This is a genomic window from Candidatus Odyssella thessalonicensis L13 (genome assembly GCF_000190415.1).
GTDB lineage: Bacteria > Pseudomonadota > Alphaproteobacteria > Paracaedibacterales > Paracaedibacteraceae > Paracaedibacter > Paracaedibacter thessalonicensis.
Genome location: NZ_AEWF01000001.1, coordinates 243,223 through 266,601, shown reverse-complemented (window position 1 = coordinate 266,601; position 23,379 = coordinate 243,223). Strand labels below are relative to the sequence as shown.

The following is a 23,379-nucleotide window of genomic DNA, read 5'->3' as shown; positions in this document are numbered from 1 at the left end:
GAAAACCATCCATCTTTTCCTAAATTAATTCTCAATACGCTAATTGTCGTCATAGATAGATTTTCCCTTAATTGAAAGGAGTTATCCTTCAATCTTAAACAATCAGATTTCTTAAGACCGGTCAATCCTCTTAAGGTATGGAGAAAGAGATTTAATTTTCTTACTAAGCCGCTGCCTTTACCCTTAGTATGCTCCAGTGTTTAGGCATCCTCATATCACCTAAACATATTTTCTTATCTGTGATGCGTTTATTTTAAAAGCACCCAAACTTCCGTCACAAGTTCGGTCTCAGCGACTTCGTGATCAAAATTATAGTAACAGAATATGCAAGGCAAATCCCCTAATTCTTCTCCTGAGCCTGGCAACCAACCTCTGTATAACCCGTAAATCGTATCACTAATATTCTTACGAGATCCTTTATGGATGGCGATAGCATATCTACCAGCTGGCAATTCTTTTTCAATTACCTGATCATCCATTTTAAAGTTCTCAGGCACAGTCAGGGCTAAATCAAAACGAAATTCTTCAGCAGGTACCACCTCAGGATCGTCATATGCAAAACCAAAAGCTTGCCCCGGTCTTGGCCGCAAATCAATTGGTTGCGATTTAGCCCAAGTGATTAATTTATTGACACTTTCTCCTACTCTCTGAGGGTCCCCTCGATGCTCGATAACTGCTAACCTTCTCATAGGGAATTCTTTAATGATTATCTTCATAATTTCCTCACGTGTTATGGGTAATGAATACGGTGGAGTTTCCCATGTACGCCAATTTGCTTTGACCCTAAACTCTGAGGGATTTTCACCGCACATTTGTCTAAAGGCTCTCGCGAACGATTCATGGGTCTCAAACCCCGCATTTAATGCGATGCTAATAATACTTTTATCCGTCTCAACAACAAGCTGATGCGCTGCTCTTTTGAGGCGTAGCCATCTAATATATTGATGTAAGGATAAGCCTGTATAAGCAGTAAATAAGCGGTGAAAGTGATATTTTGAAAAACAGGCAATCTCACTCAATTGATTTAAAGTGAAATCTGCATCTAGGTTTTTACCTATGAACTCAATAATTCGATTAATACGGTGATCATAACTCATGTTAAGTCTTTTTTCATTCCACGCCATTTATGTAGAAAATTATATTCCTGCTAAGTTACTATTTCTTGACCATTCTTGCTATGTTTAGAAATAGTTATATTTAAGGTAGTTTTATACCTCTCACTCTTTAAAAGGGGCTATTATGAAGCATTTCACGATAACCTTAGCAATAGGAGCTTTAAGCATAATAATGGCGAAAACTCATATCATCTCAGCTTTTGCAGAGAATAATGACAACGAAGTCAAGATTATTACTGTAGAAAGCTTTAGCGATCTAGAGGCCTACCTTAAGTGTGGCGATACAGACACTCTTTTTATTATGGATGTAGATTACCCCCTTCTGCAACCTCTTATCCCAGCCTTCCAATATGGCAATTTCCGAAACAATAAAGAATTTATTAAAAAGACGCCCAAGCAAGTAACAAAAGAACAGAGAGGTACGCTTTCCACAGCAATTGCCACCTCTGGTGAGACTCAATTAATTGATGAGCATGCTCCGCAAATCATTAAAAAACTTAAAGAGAAAGGGACGCATGTATTAGCCCTTTCAGCAATCTTATCGGGTACATGAAAGCAGATTCCCGATCTTATGGAGTGGCAGATCCATAACTTAGAGAAAGCTAACATAGCTTTAAGTGATTTTGACTGTAACCACGATTTTAATGAGCTCCCTTCTTATAACGGAAATTACCCTCAGGCAGAAGGAGGTGTTCTTCTTATCCATGGTGAAAGTATCTCAAAAGCTGAAGTATTAGATATTTTCTTGAGTAAGATAAATTGGCATCCAAAAAGAATTATTTTTATCGAGGATATGCGGAGAGTGGTAGAAAATATGGCCGATTATGCTCGTAGGAAAAATATATCCTTTATCGGATTGGAATATAAAGGGGCAAAAAAGGCTCCTTGGATATCTATTTCGAGAGAAGAATTTGAGGCCACATGGAAACAGTTTTTAAAAGAGAGCCAATCTGTTTCATAGGCGTCTAAACTTACGGATTATTTTATAAAGAATAGGTAAAGAGGACTTTTCTCCAGACTTGAGTATCTATGGAATAAGGCAAGCTTAAAGCATTTTATATAAGGGCAACAGCAAGCAGCATCAGTAAAGTTGCAAGCGGATGAATATTAATCAGCCTGCCGTTATCAGAACAGTAAGCCTCGGGGACTATTAGCTTTTTTATTTGCCTCTCTTAAGGAGTGCGTCTAGCTCGTTAAGGTGAAAGAGTATCTAAAGAAGGTGAAGTAATGACCATTGGTATTGAAAATATTCGTACAATTTGTGAAGAAGGTCAGCTTGAAGTCAAAGGAGAACTAAAAAGGGCATGTGCCCATTTTATTCCGCTCAGCTCTAAGGGTGCATTTTAGCCGCCACAAAAGTTGACAAGATCCATGTATAGTTGAATTATCATAAAAAAACAGCCACCCTTTGAGTTAATTTATACTACCATTAAGCTTAACAATTTAAGTATTAACGGCCCCCGATGATGAAAGTATCTATTTTAAAACACTATGTTAACTAAGGAGGTTATCCATCATCAGGTCGGCTTGCAAAAGGAAGGTGTTGAAATTCTTGAGAGCTAGATCGCTTAACCTAGCTCCCATAACAGATTATCACTTATCCATAAAGCAAATGGTTGTTCATTAAAGGGCTAATGTCTTAAAGCTTCCCACTTACCTTCGGCGGAAACATCAATAATGACATTTGCAAACATATCAATAAAGTGGCGATTGTGAGAAACAACGCAGCAGGTGCCTTTATACTCATCAAGCATCTTTGCTAGTATTTCACAAGACAACATATCAAGGTGGTTTGTGGGCTCATCAAATATAAGAAGGTTAGGCTTTTGCGCTATTAAACCAGCCATTACCAACCGTGATTTTTCTCCACCCGATAAAACCTTCACTTTCTTAAGAGGATCTTGTCCTTTGAACATAAAGCAGCCTAGGATACCTCGGTGATCTTGTTCGCTTAAGGCAGGGGCATATTTACGAATGGTTTCTAAAACAGACAAATTAGGATCAAGTAACTCCGCACTTTCTTGAGCATAATAACCAATTTTTATGCCCTCCCCAAGCTTATAGGTTCCCGATAAAGGAGAAATTTCATCACATATAGTTTTTAAAAATGTGCTCTTGCCAATACCATTGCGGCCAATAATGGCAATCTTTTCCCCTTTATTAAACTTAAGTTTAATCTTCTTTGATAAGGGTGACTGATATCCAATAATCATTTCCTCACAGACTAGGACATCTTTAGGAGAATTAGGAATCTCAATACGGGGAAAGTGAATCCGCTGTATACCTTGATCAATTGTTATTCCTGATAGCACCTCATCCAAACGTTCAATCATTTTCATACGAGATTGAGCTTGTTTTGCTTTTGAGGCTTTAGCTTTAAAACGATCCACAAAGCTTTGCATATGTGCCTTTTGCAATTCAATCTTCTTAGCGGCAGCCATTGCTGTCTGTTCCTGGGATTCTTTTTGCTTCAAGAAATCATTAAAATTCCCAGCAAAGGCTTTCAATATCCCTTTATTCAAGTAAAGTGTTATGGTGGCCACATTATTAAGGAACTCTTGATCATGGGATACAAAGACTATTGTTCCTTTATAGGATTGCAAGAACTCTTCTAGCCATTCAATACTTGGCAAATCTAAATGGTTTGTCGGCTCGTCCAGAATCATAAAGTCAGGCGCGCTTAAAAGAATCTTAGCTAATTCAACGCGCATCCGCCATCCGCCTGACAGCGTCAAAGGACTTACCTCAAGTTGTTCACGTTTAAACCCAAGGCCCAACAATATTTGTTCGGCTCGGCCTTCCAATTCATAACCGCCTAAGTTCTCAAACTGAGTTAATGCTGCCGTGTATTGTTCAAGATCAGATTCTTGGTAATTCTGCTCCATATTTTGAAGCAAGCGATCCATCTCTTGTTTTAGTTTATAAGCAGTCTCATGACCAGAAAGACATTCAACCAGCAAAGAGGAAGCAGGGGTAGGGTTCGGAGATTGAGGAAGATAAGCAACAATAGCTTCTTTGGGCTTTGAAATTTCTCCGCTATCTGCGTAGTCTCTGCCGGTCATGATATTGAGAAGTGTTGTTTTGCCTTGACCATTAGCACCCACAAGGGCTACTTTTTCCCCTTCTGGGAAATGATAACTAATTTCTTTAAATAAAACTTTGTCTCCATATGCCTTGGAAATATTTTGAATGCGTAACATTTTAGTTCCTTGAATGCGATTAGGGTGTATTGAAACGAGCTTGCGCCCTATAACCACACAATAGGGTAGGGAAAGGAATCCGATACCGAACGGCGGCGAGCTTTATGTGACCATGAGTCAAAGTCCGCCACAGCTATCTGCACATATGAAGTAATAGTGTAAGTTTTATAATCATCATAATTTATGAATAAGCCTTTTTAAGCTAAAAAGCAACAGTAACAATAAAACAGAAGCTGCTTTTGATTCTTAGCTATATATTCAAACAAATAAAATCAAATACACTCCCTACATAAAAATTGCTTTTAAATATCTAAGAAATCAATACCTAACTGTGAAAAATATATATTATTTTTTTACTATCCTGGAAGTCTTCTAATCTTATGAAATTCGAGCTTACGCCTGACTATAGAATATCTTAAAAATCTATGCCGTGCCTTATCTTCATTTGTATGCGAAAGAACGTTGATCTAGAGTCCTTGTGATATTTATCTGGATAAGTTTGATAATTATCACGATAAATTAGATCGCATTTACATATAAAAGATAGTTGCAGACTTTTAACGTTAAACGTATGGTGTAAAAAAGAAATTGAAAGGATAATATGGATGTATTTTATCCCTATTAATGGGATCATTTCTTTTAAAAGAGATCAAATTTAAATTATGCAGGACTGTTATGACAAACAAGCAAGATGACCTAATTTCTGATAAAGAGCAAGCTTATCAAGCTCAAGAAAAATTATCACAATTAAAAGCATTTTTTGAAGCGGGTGAAGTTCCAAAGCAGCAAAGCAAGACTTCTTGGGACGGGAAGCTCCAATCAGCTCCAAAGCAGAGATTTGCATCACAAGCACCAAAACCTCCTGCATTAACACCTCAGCAACAAGCCGCACAAGAAGCCCAGCAAGCCCAGTTCGTTAAAATTCAGTTAGCTTATGACTGGTTATGCAGCACCTATCCAGCCTGCTTTAGCAAAGAAGATCCCAAACCTTTAAAGCTACGCATTGAAAAAGACATACTGTCAGACTTCCCCGCTGATCTGCCCTTTGCACGCAATCATATTCGCAAAGCAATAGCCCGTTATGCAAGCTGGTATAAGTATTTGAACTCTTTTAGCAAGCATACGCATCGATATGACCTTGAAGGGAACCCTGCCGAAGCTATTCTCCCAGAGCACCAAGAGCGCGCTCAGCAAGAATACCAGAATCAATTGAAACGCCATCAAGCCCGCTTAAAGCAACCGAAGCGATCTTCCTTTAAAAAGCCGCGAAGAACGCCACAAGAAGTATCTTCTTAAGAATATCTTTGATTTTATGAATCAAAGGGCGGCACTCTAAGCAGTGCCGTCTTTACTCTATCTAATTACTTTTTTCAGTATATAAGTTTGAATTGGCAGTCCCCCTAAAGCTTAAGCAATAAAGAGCTATCCGTAAAATAACTAACCATAATACGGCAATAAAATTTAGTAATCTATATTCTTTAAAAGATAAGCATATAAAAGTTTTCAGAAACTAGTAGAAGTATATTTACGGTACCTCTGGTAGGTAGCAATATTATGATAGAGAAGGGCACCACCTGCCAGATTTAAGAATAGTGACTGTTTAATCGAAGTCTGTTTATTGTGTACCCTTTGAAAGGAAACCAACCACCATTTCAACTTTTACTAGGAAGAGGGAAGCGGCTTCTACTTACCCACCTATTGAGCCACCTGTTCTCCCTTCATGGCAGCCTCATAACTCGACCATGCTAGTAAGGTCGATAGAATCATTATCATGGCAAAGATAAATTGATTATCATTGGGCAGATAAGCAAGAATGCCCGCAATTAACGCTGCTCCCAATATCTTCATAAATCCGTAAAGTGCCGCGGCATAACCCACAATATGTCCAAAGGGAGTAAACGCGGGTGGCAAAGGCATTTGGCCAGATGAAAGTGGAAACGAAATAAAATAAAATGACGGGTATCATAATTGTTATGCAGGTCATCTCAGTAAAATAATCGCATAGGAGCAGCAGAGTTCCAGCTCCCAACATGACGCTCCAGCCAAACCTCATCATTTTAGGCATGCCCAGCCTAGATACAAGTTTGCCATTTAGATAGGCCGCTAAAGCGTAGGAAAAACCTCCGCCACCACAACTAAGCCAGCCGAACTGGATTGGACTCATTCCCAGGCTACCAATCAACAAGACCGGCCCGACAACGAACCAAGAGAAAAGGGCGCCATAGCTTAAAAACGTCGCACAGCTTACACCCATAAATATACGGCTCCTGGCAAGGATCACATAGTTAAGCATAATACTGAGCACATTGAACTCTGAACTATTATAGAGGGCCTTAGTCTCGCGAAACCCAAAAATTATCCCTAAAAGGGCAATGAGTGTATATATAAAAATAAAAATAAAGTTAGCGCGCCACCCATAGTACTCTTGTAGATATCCTCCGATTAGAGGAGCACTTGGCACAATAAACATAATAAAAATGACCAGGTAAGAACTATACTTGGCCAGGTCCTGGCCAGTAAATGAATCGCGGAAAACAGCACGCCATAGACTGGCACAAGCGCCCGCGCCCAGTCCTTGAACCAAGCGCCCTGCAATAAGCATATCCATATCCGTTGAGATCATACAGGCAATGCTTCCCGCAATCATCAAAGATAATCCCATGATTAAAGGCAGTTTTCTTCCAATACTCTCCGATAAGGGGCCATAAACCAACTGAGAAAGAGCTACTCCAACCATATAGATTGACATGCTCCATTGGGCTCTATCTATATTTACAGCTAAGCCTTGAGCAATCGCCGTAAGACTGGGGGCATAAATATCAGCAGCGAATTGGGTAACACATACAGCTAAAATTAAGACTGTGAAGATAGAAGCCTTTGCTTGCATAATTAATGCCGCCTCAAAGTAAAAGCAAATCAACTGAAGACATTATTAGCAAGTTAGCATATAAGCGGATTTGTAGTCCAATATCAATTTTTATAGCAAAAACAGAAGCTTCTTATATTTGTTATCATTAAATTCTGAAAAACTTTTCAACACTTAAATAAGCAACGAATTTCAACTTTCTATACTTATATCATGACTATTCAGAAGGGTTCGGCCAACACTTTTTTAAGAAAACAAGAGTCTATCTTTTGAGGGGCTCCTTTAGACGTATCTAAGTTATACAAGCCATCTGCTAAGGTCTGTTTATACTGATCTGGAAAAGCTTTCAACAATAGCTCCCAGAGAGATTCATAGCTTGCCTTTTTCTTATAATTTTTATACTGCGCAAAATTAGAAAGTTGAGTTAATTCGGAGGGAGTAAGATCTGTGAATTCCGAATTTATCGCCCTGAGTCCCGCATTAATTTTCTTGAGACTAGAGCGTTTAAAGCCTTTGGCTATATAGGCTAATAATATTGATAAATTTTCGCGACTATATTCTACCTTTATTTCACTTTTTACCGTAATAGTAGCAGAGCCAAAACTGAGCCGTCGAGCAACAGTTCCTTTTTGAGCGTCATAGGATATCTGTTTAACTGAGATGCTTGGCCCTGGAGAATCCACAAGCTTTGGTTCTTCTTGAGTGCATATCTCACTCTGTGTTTCTTGCTTATTTTCAGGTGCACAATTCAAAGCTCTGTAAACGACAGCAAGTTTTTCTGCATCGTTGTCAATTTTGTAATACTCAAACATAACTCTTAACATTTCTTCAGGAGAGGTAAACTTGGAAGCAATGGTGGCAATAAATGCTTTCTTATCTTTCTCTGGTGAAGCGACTCCTAATCTTTGCACTCTAAAATCTTTGATATTAAAGCTCTCTACACGCCATTGGGACGTTCCGGTAATTAAAATACGATGAGCCGCCTTAAAGACTTTATTAGGAGAGGAGTCGATAAAATTTAGAATACGCTCTTTATTTATATGATCTAGCCGCTCGATATTTTCATAAAGAACTTTTTCTTCGAGTTGAGTATCGAGGATCTTTTTTGGCGAAGCAGAAGCGTTTTTACATTTAGATTCGGTTAAAAATAAAGCCTGCCTCTCATCTTCTTTACCGTTTGATTGGAAGTAAACACCATCAATCCCTTGACCACTATTATCTTGGGAAGGGATTTTTTCAAAAAATCCGTAGCAAAAAAGTGTCATTCGTGTTGCAAGCTCGCCAATAATGCCTCTCTCAGCGTTATTTTCGCGTCTATCTGCCGCAATAGTGTCGAGATCAACACTGCTCAAGGTGCGGCTTGGTAAAGTGCAAACAGTAATGCTAAATGAGGTTTGCTTATAGGGGGCTTTACTAAAGTTTTTATTTAAGTGTTTCGCTAGATCAGGAGCGGGCAAAGGGTGTAAGGCATGGTAAGCAATAGTCCGTTCCTCATCATCAACAAAGCTTGTAAGATCTTTATGGTCAGCTTGAATTCTACCTTTTGTGCGGAGAACCTTGCCCTCTAAAGGAGCAGAAATCGTAATATCGCCACTATAAGTAACACTTAAACCATAAAAGTCATCTAACATTACCCCATCCAACTGACGACCTTTGGTCGCGGGTAGGTTATAATAGGTTATGGATTCATACTGTTGCTCTTTAAGATTAAAAACACAGATCCGCAAACCACTCCTTTGCGAAGTTGTGAACTTAAATTGGTCAATATCAACAAATTTTATCTCTTCGAACGCTTCAGTGGATAAAAGAAGGACACAGAGATAAAAACTAATATAGGACAAGAGTTTTTCTAGCGGTAGCTTAACCATACGTGTTGCTCCTTTTTTTTACAGGTAATTTTAAAGAGAAAAGATTAATTAAAAAAGGAGAAAGGATAAGCAGTTTTGGGGCTGTTGCTTCTCTTCATAACAGTTTAAACTAGAAAAATGAGAATAGGTGCGGCGCTAAACCATAATAAATAATGCTTGCCCTAATTAAGCAGTGACTAATAATATAAACGCTGACTCAGATAAGGTAGAGAATAGCTTTTATTCCTAAGGAATAATACGGCCTGGTTTTAAGATTCAGTATATCTTCTCAATCTGCAAAAGCCTGTATGAACATCTGTATGAACAATAGAATGCTAAATGTTAAAAATTGCTAGTATTTTTCCTATTCAGCTGCCCTTATCCATAAAATAATTAAGTGAATTTATAGAAGGAGAGTTAAGGATGCAGTTAAAAGATTTGGTACCTTTTGGACGTAAGAATAAAGATCTAGCTTCGTATCATGATATCTTTTCTAATTTCAGACGTGAATTGGATAATATTTTTAATAAAGCTTTTAGCAGTAACACTGACGCAACAGAGATCCGCTTAGATGTCAAGAATGAAGGCGATAAGATTATTATCCTCGCGGATGTCCCAGGCTTTAGTAAGAAAGACCTTTCATTAAGCCTAGATGGCAATCTCTTGACTATAAAAGCAGAAAAGCATGAAGAAAAGGAAGAAAAGAGCGAAGCCTTCTATTTAAAAGAAAGGTCATCTGGCACCTTAATAAGGTCACTACAATTACCTTTCCACGCTCAGCAAGACTCTGTTCAAGCGCAATTGGATCAAGGAACTCTGAAAATTACAGTTCCCAAATCCAATAAAACTGAGGACCAAGCTAAACAGATTCCTATTAAATAAATTATCGGCAGGAGGGGGATCCTGTATGAATTGACGGCCCTCTGGGTTTATTGTGCAGTTCATTATTTTATGGATGTCGGCAGGGTGAAGGTCAATTAACTATAAATCTTATTCCTTTTAGGAGTGTCAGCTGCTTTTTCAGAAAAAAGCTTATTTAACTTTTATGGTTATATTAGGATTAATTACTGCCTCCTTTGGGCAGGCAGTAAAGTGTTACCATTTAAGGTAGACACTTTGGCTGGCTCCCATATTTGCACTAATTCCCTTACGGTATTTTTTGGCTTGCCCATTGAGTCAAAACTAAATTTTTCTGATCCAATCACTTCTCCTGACGATGATGGGCCAATAGGCTCTGCAAGAGTTGGTTTAAAAGATACCGGTGTAAAATTATTAAATTTTTGGCTGTTATAAAGATTATCTGCCTCGTCAAATTCCTCCTCACTTAAGCGTCCTTTAGAGAGATCTGTATCCATTTCCGTCGAGTTTTCCTTCTTAATAGATTGATACCCAAGAGCGGCATGACGTGGAGGTAAGGAGATGCCTTCTTGACTATTGTAAAGGTTGTCGACTTCCTCAAATTCTTCCTCGCTCAGCCGCCCGTCAGAAAAGTCTACATCCATTTCCGCGGAATTCTTTTTCTGAACAGATGGATGACCCATAGCCGCACGGCGAGAAGGTAAGGGGATGCTTTCTTGGCTGTTATAAAGATTGTTTACATCTTCTAGCTCTTGATCACTCAGCCTTCCAGATATATCATCCCGATCGGTAAGCACCTCCATGTTGTTCTGATTTAAAGGGATATCCCGGTCTGAAGAGGGGTTTATCTCCTTTTGAAATACTTGACCTTTCTGCTTAACCAGAAAATTTCGCTTTTTCTCTGTTTCAGGATGGTTCGGCTTAATATCTACATTATCTATTGCAGAACAATTGAATGAGGAGACAACCAGGGCACCTAGAATATATTTCAGCATCTTTCATTTCCCTCCGTGGATTAAATACATCAAAGATAATGAAGAAATGAAGTTAATATTTAATTGATAACTGTATTTTTATTTTTTCATTTTTATAAGTAATGTCTCTTTAAAGGAAATAAAAAATCTCTCAATTTTAACATTTAATACCTCTTAAAAGCTTGCTAGTTTTTGACTACTAAAGAGGAAGGAATCCTTTCAAGGGCTAGTATTAATCGTTGTAGACCTTCAAAGAAGCATTAGAGTTTGAGGCGGTCTCTAGACTCCTACAGCGATAATTGCTTTAACATTTTAGTCTCAGAGTACCGGAGGAAATGAATGCTTACCAAAGGGGAAAGTTCCCAAAAACCATCCTACCGGCCATCTTCTAAACAAAAAAAAGATGCGCTGTGGGAGAAAAGCAAGCCCACTTATGCATGGAAACCCTCAATCGATTACCGAATTCATCCCGAATGGTATCAAGTGGGCAAGGGGGAACAAGGGGTTTTAATTTGTCAGCCTTATAAATCAGAGATCTTACCGCATTGGCGATTCAGAACGCCTAAAATTGCTAAGATCAGTGCAGAGAGCATATTCGCTCTGTTTAAGACTTATCTTGAAAAAGATGACTTTGTAGGCGCTGACATGGCGAGAAAATATTTACAGATGGGATATACCCGAGCTCGGCGCTATGCTAATCATAAAGGCGGCCGAAAATATGATCCTGCATCCGGAGAAGAGTTACCTCTTAACGGTGAAGATCAAAATAAGGTTGAAAGCGCTCAAATTTTTTATCAAGTGTGGCGTAAAGCCGAGGCAGATCCGCGCTATGCGGAGAGAAAAAAAGCTTGGAAAGCTAAATATGGCTGAAACTAGGAGTCTTCATTCATACAGATTGTTACAATTGAGAATATAGGCAAAAGATATGGTAAGTTCTTATTAGTGAATTAACCAAGCTACAAGCTGCTCTGCAAAAGAGGCGTGTGGTCTGGATTATCTTTATGGCATCTCTCAAGAGCAGAGGCTAATTCTTGAAAAATAAAACTAAAATCCTGCTCGTCCATACCAATCCAGAACGGTAGCCCCACTGTATGATTAGCCAAGTAATCAGTATTCGAAAGATTACTCTTTGGATAATTAAGGTAGGCCGGTTGCTTATGGCATCCTTCATCCCACCATGCCAGAGTTTGAATCCTTTTAGACTTTAAATGCTCAGCGATGATAGAAGTCTGAGCATAGGTCGGCAGTTCAATAATTCCATAAGATGAGACCCATTTATCATCAAAGAACGGTGGCAATTTAATATCGTTAATTTCTGTAACCTTACGCACAAATATATCCGTTATAAACTGCCAACTATTTCGCTTTTCTTGCCATTCCTCGAAAGCAGCCAGCCCCATAGCTGCAGCATATTCACTTAATTTTGAATTGATTCCCGGAATTAGGGATTGGCGATTAGTATCAAAGCCAAACGTCCCCCAAAGTCGGTTATTCTTAGCTTCTTCAGAGGTTCCTGCAATAATTACAGCACCTTCACCAATGCCAAAGACTTTGGTGGCATGCAGACTGACCATAAATGGTAATGAGGTTTGTACTTGAGTGAAGGCATCAAAGCTTGCCGCCGCGTCAATAATGACAGGAATCCCAGTTTCTTGGCAAAAACCTTCCCACTGACTAAGATCTAAAGGAGCACCAAAGGGGGCAACTACTATTATGGCCGCAATTTCATCCTTATTTAGCTGAGAGGGCAATCCCTCTGGTAAAAGCGACCAAGTGTTTATATCTACATCTACAAAATAGGGTATCAGCCCTGCCGTTACAGCCGCCGCAGGAGTAGCGACAAACGTCCAAGATGGCATGACACAATACTTTTTTTTATTGGTAACTACAGTTTTTAACATCTGTGTTAAAGCCAGAGTGCCATTGGCCGCGGTAACAACGCGGTTGGGGTCCACATTAAAATGTTGTGCTAGCAGGGATTCAAACTGACGTATTAAGGGGCCATAATTAGTGTAATAGCGGTTGTCATCGATTTCCTGAAGATAAGTATAAAGGCGAAAAGCTTTGGGCAATAAAGGTTTATAAACAGGAAACAATATATTAACCAACATTTAATTAAAATTGTATCACAATTAAAATATATCATATGCTCCAAGCTTAGAAAACATGTTGACGAATAAAGTTAAAAGATATCTTGTAACAGGCGGCGACGGATTCATTGGTTCAGCTTTAGTACGGTATTTATTAGATCATACCAATCATCAGGTTCTCAATATTAGTAAAGCTAGCTATTCAGTTTCTCCTCAAACTCTGAAATCCTATCAACATCATCCTCGCTACCATTATCAAAAGCTTGATATCTGTGAAGCGGTACCGCTTAAGAAAGTGATTTATGGTTATCAGCCGGATGTGATTGTCCATTTAGCGGCAGAATCGCACGTGGACAATTCTATCTTTAGTCCCGACCCGTTTATTGAGAGCAATATTATTGGAACCTACACCTTAATCAAAATTGCGCTTGATTATTGGCAAACCTGTAAACGTGACTTCCGTTTACACCATGTCTCAACAGATGAGGTGTATGGCAGCTTATCGGAGGAGGGAACTTTTACTGAGACCACCGCCTATGCGCCTAATTCGCCTTATGCAGCCAGTAAAGCAGCCTCGGATTTATTGGTCCGCGCTTGGCATAAAACTTATGGATTTCCAATGACTATGAGTCATTGCAGCAATAATTATGGGCCTTACCAGTTTCCTGAAAAGTTAATCCCGACCATGATCATAAAGGCATTACGAGGAGAAAGATTACCAATCTACGGGAACGGACAAAATATCCGCGATTGGCTATATGTTGATGATCATATCGATGCTTTAATGCAGATTATTGATAAGGGACGCATTGGTGAATCCTACTGCATTAGCGGACAAACTGAAATCCGCAATATTGATCTAGTACTTGATATTTGTCGGATCCTCGATACAATGGCTCCTAACAGTTCACATGAAAGTTATCGTCAATTGATTAGCTATGTTCCCGATCGCTTAGGTCATGATTACCGCTACGCCTCTGATATTGGTAAAATCTCAACAGCCCTGGGATGGGTGGCCAGAACTCCTTTTAAGCAAGGGCTAGTGAGTACGGTTCGATGGTATTTAGATAATCAAGGGTGGTGGCAAGGCTTACTGGCGCAAAAGCCATCTTTACCTCAAGATAGCGAGGTGAGACTATGAAGGGGATTATACTTGCCGGGGGCACCGGCACACGTCTTTATCCGCTTACTCATGCTATTAATAAACATCTGTTACCTATATATGATAAGCCTTTAATTTATTATCCGATTGCGACATTGATGTTAGCCAACATTCGCGAAATTCTTATCATAACCCGCAGCGAGGATGTTGAGCTATATAAATCAGTTCTGGGACATGGCCAACAATGGGGGCTTAAAATTGACTATGCTATCCAAGATCAGCCCCGGGGTATTGCTGAAGCAGTGATTATTGGTGAAAAGTTTATAAACGCTGAGCCCTTTGCTTTAATTCTCGGCGATAATCTCTTTTTCGGTCATGGCTTTAAATCGATGCTTCATGAAGCTTCTCAAAACCGTCAAGGCGCCACCATTTTTTGCTACTGGGTGGTCGATCCTCAACGGTTCGGCGTGGCAGAACTTGATAAATATAATCAAGTTATTAGCCTTGAAGAAAAACCGCAAAGTCCCAAATCCAATTATGCAGTAACAGGGCTGTATTTCTATGATGCTCAAGCGGTTGAATTTGCTAAGCAATTAAAACCGTCCTTACGGGGCGAGCTTGAAATTACTGATCTAAATCGTATCTATTTAGAAAAAGGATTATTAAAGTCAGTTAACCTTCATCGCGGTTTTGCTTGGCTGGATACTGGAACCCATGAATCTTTAATGGATGCAGGGAATTATATAGCTACTATAGAAAAGCGCCAAGGCTTAAAGGTCGCCTGCTTAGAAGAAATCGCATGGCGCAATAATTGGATCACTGATATGGAGTTTCTCTCGTGCTACGAAAACAATAAGGGTAGCAGCTATGGCAGTTATTTAAAGCAAATCTTTCACATTGGTAAAGGCTCTGATGACAGCTCTATTATTGAGAAGATTGCATAAGAGTGAAGATCGCTTCCTTATAACTCTTACGCCTCGTTATCTTTGATGAACTCTTAGCTGAGCATCCATTACCGAGTCCGCTTATGGAGCTCCCTCACTATTAGGGAGTCATTGATAACTTCGTGCCCTGCTTATGTAACTTATTAAAAGACGCATAAAATATCTTAATGTATTCATCTGCAATTCTTTGATTAAAGTTATTAGGGTTAAAGTTGTTATCAATAAAGAAGATGATCAGATGAAACACACAACCTTAAAAACACTACTATTGACCGCTAGCTGCTTAAGGCTACTCTCTGCCACAGCGCTGGAAACGCCTCAGGAGAAATTTTGCCATACAGTCAAGGCTTTAACAGGCACTGAAATTAAGCCTGAATTTATTGCAGCAAATGTTGATGGCTATATGGTTCCTGCCTTTGAGGCCCCTTACCAAAATAGAAATCATTTTAGTGACCGAAGCCAAGGAAGCTTGACCTCTATTAAAAGTTTAGTGCTCCATTATACAGTTATCAATTTTATAGATACCCTTAAAACCTTTACCGCAGATATTCCTGAGAGAAGAGTCAGTGCCACATATGTCGTTAGTGAAGCTGAGTCAATTGGTCATGAAACAGATATTTATGAGATTCCAGCGGGCCAGGTTATTCAAATAGTCCCGGAGTCAAAGAAAGCTTGGCATGCTGGAGTAAGTCAATGGCGAGAACTTACCGGCCTAAATGATTCTTCCTTAGGGATTGAAGTTGCCAACAAAGGCTTTACTGAGGACCCAAATGGTCTACACTGGTATCCTTTTGATAAGGAGCAAATGAAAGTGGTTGGAAAGTTAAGTCGAGCCATTGTACAGAAATATCATATTCCGCCCACTTATGTTGTGGGACATGCAGATATTGCTCCCCAGCGTAAACAAGACCCTGGCATCTTATTTCCTTGGGGAGAGTTATATACCAATTATGGAGTAGGAGCCTGGTTAGACCCTGAAGAGCAACACAATAAAGATTTGATCGAACGATACACTCCAAGGGAACCATTACCTCAAGGTATCAGCGTGGCTTTTATGTCAAAATATTTGAAAGAGTATGGTTATCCCATCCAAGAGACAGATGCAGTAACTGATGAGTTCAGAAATGTCCTGCGCGCCTTTAAAGCACATTTTTCGCAAAACCAGCACCCTGAACAATTTAATGCTCCGCTTAATCATCAAGATATGTACTGGATTTGGGCTCTGACCGCAAAATATAAGTCCTAATAAAATTTCTGTGGTTAACAATTGGTTCTGTGTAAAGGTAGAAGTGGCTATTAAGTAGTTGATATATACCCACTTTTATGCTTACTACAGATGAATCTTTTCTCTAAAGCATAATTAAGCTTTCCATATTATTAAATCTTAGCTTAAATTTTTGATAGTAACCTTGAATGTGTACAGGTTACTATTTTAAAACTTATCATTATTTCACTCAAGATTTCAGGAAGAGAAACTTGGCTACTAAGTTGCCTATAAGGGTCCTTATTCTTACATTTATAGGGATCTCAAATATTAATGCATGGGCCTCAGAGCTCGATCAAGAAGCTCTACCACCACCTTTACCCCCATTAAAATTGCAGCTACAAGAACTGGTAAAAGATCTATTAGACAGCGAAGAATCGAACTCTCCCCGGCCAGAAAGCTTAAGAGGATCCAAAGGCATAAGAAAGAAGGTAAGCCCGCGGACAACTACCATGTTTCTGGAATGTTTTGCTTCAGAAAATATCGTGAAGGATTTTCAAGAGAATATTATATTCTGGAATGATTACCTTCGTAATCCGTGGAACCTGCGCATAGATTATGATTTATGTTTAAAGATGAAGAACTTAGAACATAATGACGCTATTATGCTCACCCAAGCCCTAGAATTAACCAATTTAAGATTAACTTTTTTGCCTTTATATATTTTTGCTTATAAGCATTTAAAGACACTGGATGTAAGTTCAAACTCAATTCAGCATTTTCCACGCATAACATCTCTGCCAGCACTTACGATGTTGAATCTAAGCCATAATGATATTGCCTACCTACCCGAAGAGATCGGAATTCTAAGCAACTTAGAAGAATTAATCTTAGATAATAACCATTTAACAGCCCTGCCTAAATCCCTACTTCAATTAAAGAAAATTACCCGACTATGTATCAGTAACAATCAATTGGATGAGGTACCATCAAGAATTTACGAGTTAAAATCTTTACAGTTTTTAGGGTTAACCAATAATAATTTACGCACCTTGCCTAAGGAAATGGGTCAACTGCCCAGATTATTAACCCTAGCCTTGAATGGCAATCCCTTATGCGAACTGCCGTATTCTTTATGCCAACTTGGAAAACTTTCCTGTCTTAATCTTGCAGCAGTACCAGCATTAAGGCATATGAGCCAGCTATTCTTTGGCAAAAAGAGAATTAGAGAAGCTTTTGCTCAGATCTTTGAAAATCAATCGGACTGGGAAGCTTTTAGGTGGGGAATAACGCCAGAAGGAAGGATTAGGGAAGACCATAAAGGATTTGATCCTAATGATATACCCCTTGCCGTGCTTATGCTCAGTCACAATGAAATCAAAACCTATTCTCAAGCATAAAGAATAACCCATCATAAGTTCTTCTTATTCTTGGATTATCTTAGCAAATTCTTCACGATAATCGGGATCGATTGTACAAAGAAAATTAATGACAAAAGGATTGGCTTTGTGAGAAAGGTATCTTAGCAGATAAAGAGTCTCTCTACGCCAAGACTCCTCAAACAGACCATCATAATTCTCGCCAGCAAGGTCAAGAATGATCATATTAATCAAGCGTGGCGATAAGGTAGGTAGTATTTGATGGAAAAAGTGTGTATGGTTCTGGAGAATAAGGCTGAGTGAAACTTGCTTGATGTTATCCATGCGCGCCACTTCACTGGGGGGAAAAGCAACCAATTGATTTATGACTGCAGGAAAAACTTCTAAAGATAATGCTAATTCTAAAGCAGCCTGCTTTTGTGCTCGTGTTTGTATGGATAGCTGCATTTTAAATTGTCGATAATTATTAAGGATATCCTTTTTATTCTGTGCTGTAGCAGCATGATGTAACACTTGAAAAAGCTTAGCATGAGGTAAATCTTGCTCTTCACAAAACTGTCTAAATTTTGAAAATTGGGCCACTACACTATTCACATTTTCAACACCTTGAACCTGCTGCTCATAGGTCTTAAAGAAATTTAAAAGCGTCCCGTGGAATGCATAAGTAGCTAGCCAAGGCGTTTTAAGCTTTGAAAACAGAGGATTTATGTCAGCACTGCAAATTCTGAGATATTCTTCTACAATATTCAAAACATCTTTATTAGTACACGCAAAGGCTAAAAGATCTGTATGAGCAGGCAGATAAGAGAGCAACTTAAATTGAATTTCTACCGAGAAAAGCTCAAGATTATTATAAGCTGCAGAATTAGCAATATTTTCTTCTCGGCTAACCGCAACTGCTTCTGTAAAACGCTGAGTCCCACTAGCATTTAAAGGAGCGTATACCTCGTGGTCTTTTGGTAAAGCTAAGCTTACAACAGCTAAAAATGGAATACAAAACATAGGTAGGTATTTCAACTATTTACTCCTTCTTGTATGTATTATTTCTAACTGAGATAGGTATTCTTAAGAATGATTACAATCTATATTCTAATACATTAATAAGGATCATATTTATTGATGTTATGGATAAGATCACTTCAGGGCACCATTGATTCAGACCCTGAAGGACTAACACTCTCTTCTTTAGCGCAGCAGGAGAAGGGATATAGAAGAACTTTACAACTATACTTTAAAATTATCTATCAGATAAAAGAATCATCAGACTTATCTTCTTCAGTGCTTGACGATCCTTATTCTGTTTCTTCCTCATAAGCCGCTAGCTTAGCATAGTAAGCTGCTTTTTCTGGATCCGCTTTTACACCTAGCCCTTTTTCATAAAACTTAGCTAAAGCTAATTGTGCATCTAGCCAGCCCCGGCTAGCAGCCTGCAGATAATACTTAAGCGCTTTGGTTAGATCTACTTTTTCAACCCCATAGCCATTTTCATAGCACCATCCTACATAATATTGACCAACATCACTTCCCATTTTAGCGGCGATCTTATAATGATGAACAGCTAACGCAGGATCCATAGCAACCCCCAATCCATTTTCATAGCAACGCCCGACATCAACATGGGCAAGCGTTTGGCCTTGCTTGGCAGCTCTAAGAAATAGGGTAAAAGCTTTAGACAGATCACTTTTCTCCATTCCATAGCTTTCCTCATAACAACGGCCTAAATTGTGCAGGGCTCGAGCATAGCCTTTATCAGCAGCTTTCTTTAAATAGGCTATGGCTTGCTGTGGATTTTCTTCTGTACCGTATCCATACCGATAACATAATCCAATCTTATGTTGAGCTTTGATCTCCCCCTTGTCAGCAGCGTCTTTATAATAGATAAATGCTTGAGCCATATTTGATCTTTTAACACCAACACCTTTCTCATAACAGGAGGCCAACTTGTATAAGGCAGGAGCATATCCGTGGCTGGCGGAGGCCGCTAAGTTAGTTATGGCTTTGTTTGAATGCCTTTTAACCTTTAGATAAAGCACTCCGAGCACATATTGCGCCTTGGCGTAGCCTCTAATGGCAGCCTGCTTGTAGAGAGTAAACGCTTGCCCAAAATCGGGGTGCTCAAACCCGAACCCAGTTTCATAACACTGGGCCAATTTAAATATTGCGCCCACATGCCCCTTACTTGCTGCTTGTTTATAATATTTAATAGCTGCTTCAGGGTCTTCCTCAAAAACATCACCATTATCAAAAATCTTACCTAGTTTGTAAGCCGCTTCAGCATTTCCCAGAGAGGCAGAAAATTCTAAATACTCCACCCCCTTATCTTCATCCTTCTCAACAGCAATACCTTTATAATAGGCTTCTCCTAGTAAAAGCCAAGTGCGCTCATGATAGACATAAGTGGGAAGTTGCAATAAATAGATCGCTTCTTTTTGCAATTTATGTTGATAAGGTAGATCTGAAGGCGCGTGCAAGAATCTGTCAGCGATATCAAATGCAAAGTTTGGTAAAAAGCGACTAAAGAGGGTCCTTAAAAGTCCAACTTGCCCTTGCGTCACCAATAGTGACGCAGAAGCAATAACGTGTTCTTTTACATTTTGATTGTGCCACCATTGAAGTTGATCCTGCAGCACTATTGAGGGGTAGCTCCATAGGATTAAGTTCATTTCTAATGCCTGAGTATTACTTTCCAAGACTAAGGCCGAATGATTGTTCCAAAATTGAGCAATATGATTGGTATATTTTTTGTCTCCCTCGAGAAAGCAATGCAGCGCCGCAAACAAGGGACTATGGTAAAGATTATATTTCTCACAGTGCTTTTTAAAGGAAGTAATATTTTTAATTAAACTGTCTGGCTTTTGATATAAATGGGGAGAAATAATAGAATTAAGGTAAAGGGTATGAAAGGACTCACTTAAACCAAGAAGAGCTGAATAAAAGGTATAGGTTGTTAACCATGGCATTTTTACCTCAGTTAAAAGATGCTTGTTATCAGCCAACAGTTTTTTAAGCTGAATTTCTCCCAAGGGAACAGAAGCTTTATGTGTATACATCATGGCCTTTAAATCGGGCGCTCGTAAGTAGGAGAAGATGTGCAGCTTCATTTCTGAAGGTAAATCATTATAACTCAGAACACTTAAATCATCTGCTTCACTTTCACTATTTAACCGAGATCTCTTTAAACGGGTAGGGTTATATTCTTGCTCCTCAAGAGAGTGTGAAGATATTTCTTCTCCCGAAGACATATCTTCATGAGGTCTTTTTTGTGAAGCTTGAACAGGGGTAAGCGTGGTCGACATAAGTACCACAGCAAAAAGCTTATGTAATAAATGCATGGGGTAGGCTCCTTGATACAATTAAATGGGTATTTTCTTAATTAAGTTTTTTATTATTAAGTATTGAGAAGAATAAGAGATTTTCCAGCTTTCCAGAGGCGCTATTCAGTTTTATGAATGTCTTTCACACCAAAAAGTTAATCTATCTTGAAGTTGATGTAGATTAACAAATGGCTCCTGTTTTTCAGGCACTATTTCACTAAAAAACTGGCTACTTATATTCCTTTTTATGGACAGCTTATAGGCCCCTACAAAGGTCTCGTATAATTTATGAGCACGTATATGCACAGGGATTCTATCCCAGTTTCCATTAATATAAATTGTTGGGCCACTGCCATATAAAACAGAGGTATTATTATCGAGAAAATGGGTAAACAATGCCATGCATATATAAGAATTATGCATTATTGCCAACTTGACTGCTTCAATAACTTGACTAGCAGCGTGCCAAGTGTAACAAGTAATACCATTGCTTTTCCAATCCAGATCTAGATGAACTTGAAGAGTATCTAAAGAGAACACTTGTTTTTTAGAAGCGTCTTGAGCCAAGCTCGGATCTCCATAAAAAACTGCTCCCCATTTATTTTTAAAGTAAGCCTCACCGTTTTGTGCTTTATATTTGAAGCACCACTGGAACCCTTTAGTTGTTCCCACACGGACAAACTCTTCCGGCAGATCAGAATCAGCCTCTATTTGTGGCCCTGGAGATACTGCGGAGGGAAAAATGTAAAAGTTATCGTTAGGAGAAGCATTAATAGCATCATTAGGATATGCTGTTAGAGCATAGCCACCAAATAGCACTATAGATACATAAGTAAATACATTTAACATGAGAATTAACAACACTACATAGCAATGAGAAACAATAAGCTTTTTAAAAATCTTGGATTAAGTGGAAAAACGTTTTAATGATAAGCAACCATGATATGAACCTAAAACTGGAAAAATGCCTAAATAAAATGAGAATTAAATTTAATCTTTATTATTGTAAAATATGAGCAGTATAGGCTCTATTTAAAAATTAAATCAAGACTTAAATGGCAATTTAATCATGAAAGTGTATCTATATTCAGTTAAGAAGACGAGAATACAACTGCTTTAAACTAAAAATTATTGCTAATAAATACCCGTGTGATCTACTGAAAATCGTAGAAATGTCAGAACAGCAATAAGGGGAGAGAGATAAACACTCCCCCCTAAACAGCAATTTTATTCTTTCTTATTTTCATCCATTTCTAACCACATCGCATTTAAGATGGCGAATGTACAAGCCAGACCTAACCCCAAAATCCAAGAAAAATACCACATCTTAAGCCCCCTAATAACTATTCATATCTTCAGATAAACTCTTGCTCGTAACTTTTCCAGCCAGGACTCTATAGGCCCAGCTTGTATAGGCAACAATGAGAGGCAGGAAGATAAGGACTGCACACAGCATAATAAATAAAGTTGTTCGGCTGGAAGAGGCGTCCCATAAAGTTAAGCTGCTGTGGGGGTCATATGACGAAGGGATAATAAAGGGATACATACTTAAACCTGCGGTAGAAATAATTCCTAGGATTGCCGTACTACTGGCAACAAAAGCTAACTTTAAACGATCTTGCATTTTAAGATGCCAAGAAAGAATAGTCCCTATAAACCCTAAAGCAGGGGCCGCCACCATCCATGGATACTGATAATAATTAGCCACCCATGCGCCAATTTTAGCAACCACTGATTTTGCCAAAGGATTAGAAGTAGCATTCTTAATAAAGCTTGATGAAATCATATAACCTTCGAGGCTCCCTGAAACATATAAGCCGGCAATAGAAAAGACAATGACAGTGGTGAGGGTGGTCCAATTAACAACTCTGAGGGCGCGCTGAGAGATGGTCTGCTCCGTCTTAATAGCAAGATACAAGGCGCCATGATGCACAAGCATAGAAGCACTTACAATACCACAGAGCAAGGTAAAAGGCGTGAACAGCTCCCAAAAGCTGCCAACGTAATGGGGCACCATTTGCTGATCAACATAAAAAGGGACTCCCTGTAATACATTACCAACGGCAACACCAAATACAAGGGCAGGGACGAAGCCACCAATAAATATGCCCCAATCCCATATAGAGCGCCATAAAGGATGGGCTAATTTACTGCGGAATTTAAAGCCTACCGGCCTAATAATTAACGCCGCCAGTACCAAAAACATGGCCATATAAAACCCTGAAAAAGCCACAGCGTAGACCATAGGCCAAGCCGCAAAAATTGCGCCGGCACCGACCACTAGCCATACCTGATTACCTTCCCACACGGGGCCCACAGTATTGATAATAATGCGTCGCTCTTCATCTTTTTTCCCGACAAAGGGCAAGAGAGAAGCAACGCCCAGATCAAAGCCATCCATAATGGCAAACCCAATAAGCAAGATGCCAAGCAAGAGCCACCAGATAATTCTTAAAGTATCTAAATCAAACGGTATTGGCATAATT

Annotated in this window: 18 protein-coding genes and 1 pseudogene; 8 read left to right on the top strand and 11 right to left on the bottom strand. The window is 39.0% G+C overall.

Annotated features, from left to right (window positions below; translation table 11 throughout):
* Positions 1-248: 248 nt before the first annotated feature.
* Positions 249-1,097, bottom strand: coding sequence for an AraC family transcriptional regulator (locus HMO_RS0101275; protein ID WP_010297653.1), 849 nt, complete (start codon positions 1,095-1,097; stop codon positions 249-251).
* A gap of 142 nt (positions 1,098-1,239) precedes the next feature.
* Here HMO_RS0101275 and HMO_RS17275 point away from each other — a divergent pair.
* A pseudogene (locus HMO_RS17275) lies at positions 1,240-2,076 on the top strand (DUF2608 domain-containing protein).
* A gap of 670 nt (positions 2,077-2,746) precedes the next feature.
* Here HMO_RS17275 and HMO_RS13380 read toward each other — a convergent pair.
* Positions 2,747-4,315 carry an ABC-F family ATP-binding cassette domain-containing protein gene (locus HMO_RS13380; protein ID WP_010297640.1) on the bottom strand — a complete coding sequence of 523 codons (1,569 nt, stop codon included), beginning with the start codon at positions 4,313-4,315 and terminating at the stop codon, positions 2,747-2,749.
* 675 nt (positions 4,316-4,990) lie between these two features.
* On the opposite strand from HMO_RS13380, the gene HMO_RS0101250 reads away from it, so the two are divergent.
* Positions 4,991-5,611 carry a ProQ/FINO family protein gene (locus HMO_RS0101250; protein WP_175282078.1) on the top strand — a complete coding sequence of 207 codons (621 nt, stop codon included), beginning with the start codon at positions 4,991-4,993 and terminating at the stop codon, positions 5,609-5,611.
* A gap of 496 nt (positions 5,612-6,107) precedes the next feature.
* On the opposite strand, the gene HMO_RS15165 is transcribed toward HMO_RS0101250, so the two are convergent.
* Positions 6,108-7,202 (bottom strand): multidrug effflux MFS transporter, encoded by a 1,095-nt coding sequence (locus HMO_RS15165; protein WP_010297631.1) that lies wholly within the window; start codon positions 7,200-7,202, stop codon positions 6,108-6,110.
* A 200-nt stretch (positions 7,203-7,402) separates the two neighbouring features.
* A complete protein-coding gene (locus tag HMO_RS0101240) occupies positions 7,403-9,049 on the bottom strand; it encodes a hypothetical protein (protein ID WP_010297628.1) in 1,647 nt (548 codons plus the stop codon).
* A 402-nt stretch (positions 9,050-9,451) separates the two neighbouring features.
* Here HMO_RS0101240 and HMO_RS0101235 point away from each other — a divergent pair, with 402 nt between their 5' ends.
* Positions 9,452-9,910, top strand: a complete 459-nt coding sequence (locus HMO_RS0101235; protein WP_010297624.1) for an Hsp20/alpha crystallin family protein — start codon at positions 9,452-9,454, stop codon at positions 9,908-9,910.
* Between the two features lie 182 nt (positions 9,911-10,092).
* On the opposite strand, the gene HMO_RS0101230 is transcribed toward HMO_RS0101235, so the two are convergent.
* Positions 10,093-10,881: a hypothetical protein gene (locus HMO_RS0101230; protein WP_010297622.1), complete on the bottom strand. Its 789-nt coding sequence runs from the start codon at positions 10,879-10,881 to the stop codon at positions 10,093-10,095.
* A 318-nt stretch (positions 10,882-11,199) separates the two neighbouring features.
* On the opposite strand from HMO_RS0101230, the gene HMO_RS0101225 reads away from it, so the two are divergent.
* The gene (locus HMO_RS0101225; RefSeq protein WP_010297620.1) at positions 11,200-11,730 is read left to right on the top strand and encodes a DUF4385 domain-containing protein; all 531 of its coding nucleotides are present in this window, start codon (positions 11,200-11,202) and stop codon (positions 11,728-11,730) included.
* An 86-nt stretch (positions 11,731-11,816) separates the two neighbouring features.
* On the opposite strand, the gene HMO_RS13370 is transcribed toward HMO_RS0101225, so the two are convergent.
* Positions 11,817-12,971, bottom strand: coding sequence for an aminotransferase class I/II-fold pyridoxal phosphate-dependent enzyme (locus HMO_RS13370; RefSeq protein ID WP_010297618.1), 1,155 nt, complete (start codon positions 12,969-12,971; stop codon positions 11,817-11,819).
* Between the two features lie 55 nt (positions 12,972-13,026).
* Between HMO_RS13370 and rfbB the strand changes: the two genes are divergently transcribed.
* The 4 genes from rfbB to HMO_RS15350 all read left to right on the top strand — a co-directional run bounded on the left by rfbB (position 13,027) and on the right by HMO_RS15350 (position 17,600).
* On the top strand, positions 13,027-14,091 hold the full coding sequence (rfbB, locus tag HMO_RS0101215) for a dTDP-glucose 4,6-dehydratase (protein WP_010297614.1): 1,065 nt from the start codon (positions 13,027-13,029) through the stop codon (positions 14,089-14,091).
* Positions 14,088-14,996: a glucose-1-phosphate thymidylyltransferase RfbA gene (gene rfbA, locus HMO_RS0101210; protein WP_010297611.1), complete on the top strand. Its 909-nt coding sequence runs from the start codon at positions 14,088-14,090 to the stop codon at positions 14,994-14,996. Before rfbB ends, rfbA begins: the two co-directional genes overlap by 4 nt.
* A 238-nt stretch (positions 14,997-15,234) precedes the next feature.
* On the top strand, positions 15,235-16,242 hold the full coding sequence (locus HMO_RS0101205) for an N-acetylmuramoyl-L-alanine amidase (protein ID WP_010297608.1): 1,008 nt from the start codon (positions 15,235-15,237) through the stop codon (positions 16,240-16,242).
* 230 nt (positions 16,243-16,472) lie between these two features.
* Positions 16,473-17,600, top strand: a complete 1,128-nt coding sequence (locus tag HMO_RS15350; protein WP_010297605.1) for a leucine-rich repeat domain-containing protein — start codon at positions 16,473-16,475, stop codon at positions 17,598-17,600.
* Positions 17,601-17,624: 24 nt separating this feature from the next.
* On the opposite strand, the gene HMO_RS0101195 is transcribed toward HMO_RS15350, so the two are convergent.
* The 5 genes from HMO_RS0101195 to cydB all read right to left on the bottom strand — a co-directional run bounded on the left by HMO_RS0101195 (position 17,625) and on the right by cydB (position 23,375).
* Entirely contained in the window at positions 17,625-18,596 is a 972-nt protein-coding gene (locus HMO_RS0101195) for a hypothetical protein (RefSeq protein WP_010297602.1), read from the bottom strand.
* Positions 18,597-18,871: 275 nt separating this feature from the next.
* Positions 18,872-20,911 (bottom strand): SEL1-like repeat protein, encoded by a 2,040-nt coding sequence (locus HMO_RS0101185; RefSeq protein WP_010297595.1) that lies wholly within the window; start codon positions 20,909-20,911, stop codon positions 18,872-18,874.
* Between the two features lie 111 nt (positions 20,912-21,022).
* Positions 21,023-21,742 carry a hypothetical protein gene (locus HMO_RS0101180; protein ID WP_010297592.1) on the bottom strand — a complete coding sequence of 240 codons (720 nt, stop codon included), beginning with the start codon at positions 21,740-21,742 and terminating at the stop codon, positions 21,023-21,025.
* Positions 21,743-22,120: 378 nt separating this feature from the next.
* The gene (gene cydX / locus HMO_RS16005) at positions 22,121-22,219 is read right to left on the bottom strand and encodes a cytochrome bd-I oxidase subunit CydX (RefSeq protein WP_010297587.1); all 99 of its coding nucleotides are present in this window, start codon (positions 22,217-22,219) and stop codon (positions 22,121-22,123) included.
* Between the two features lie 10 nt (positions 22,220-22,229).
* Positions 22,230-23,375: a cytochrome d ubiquinol oxidase subunit II gene (gene cydB / locus HMO_RS0101170; protein ID WP_010297583.1), complete on the bottom strand. Its 1,146-nt coding sequence runs from the start codon at positions 23,373-23,375 to the stop codon at positions 22,230-22,232.
* Between the last annotated feature and the right edge of the window lie 4 nt (positions 23,376-23,379).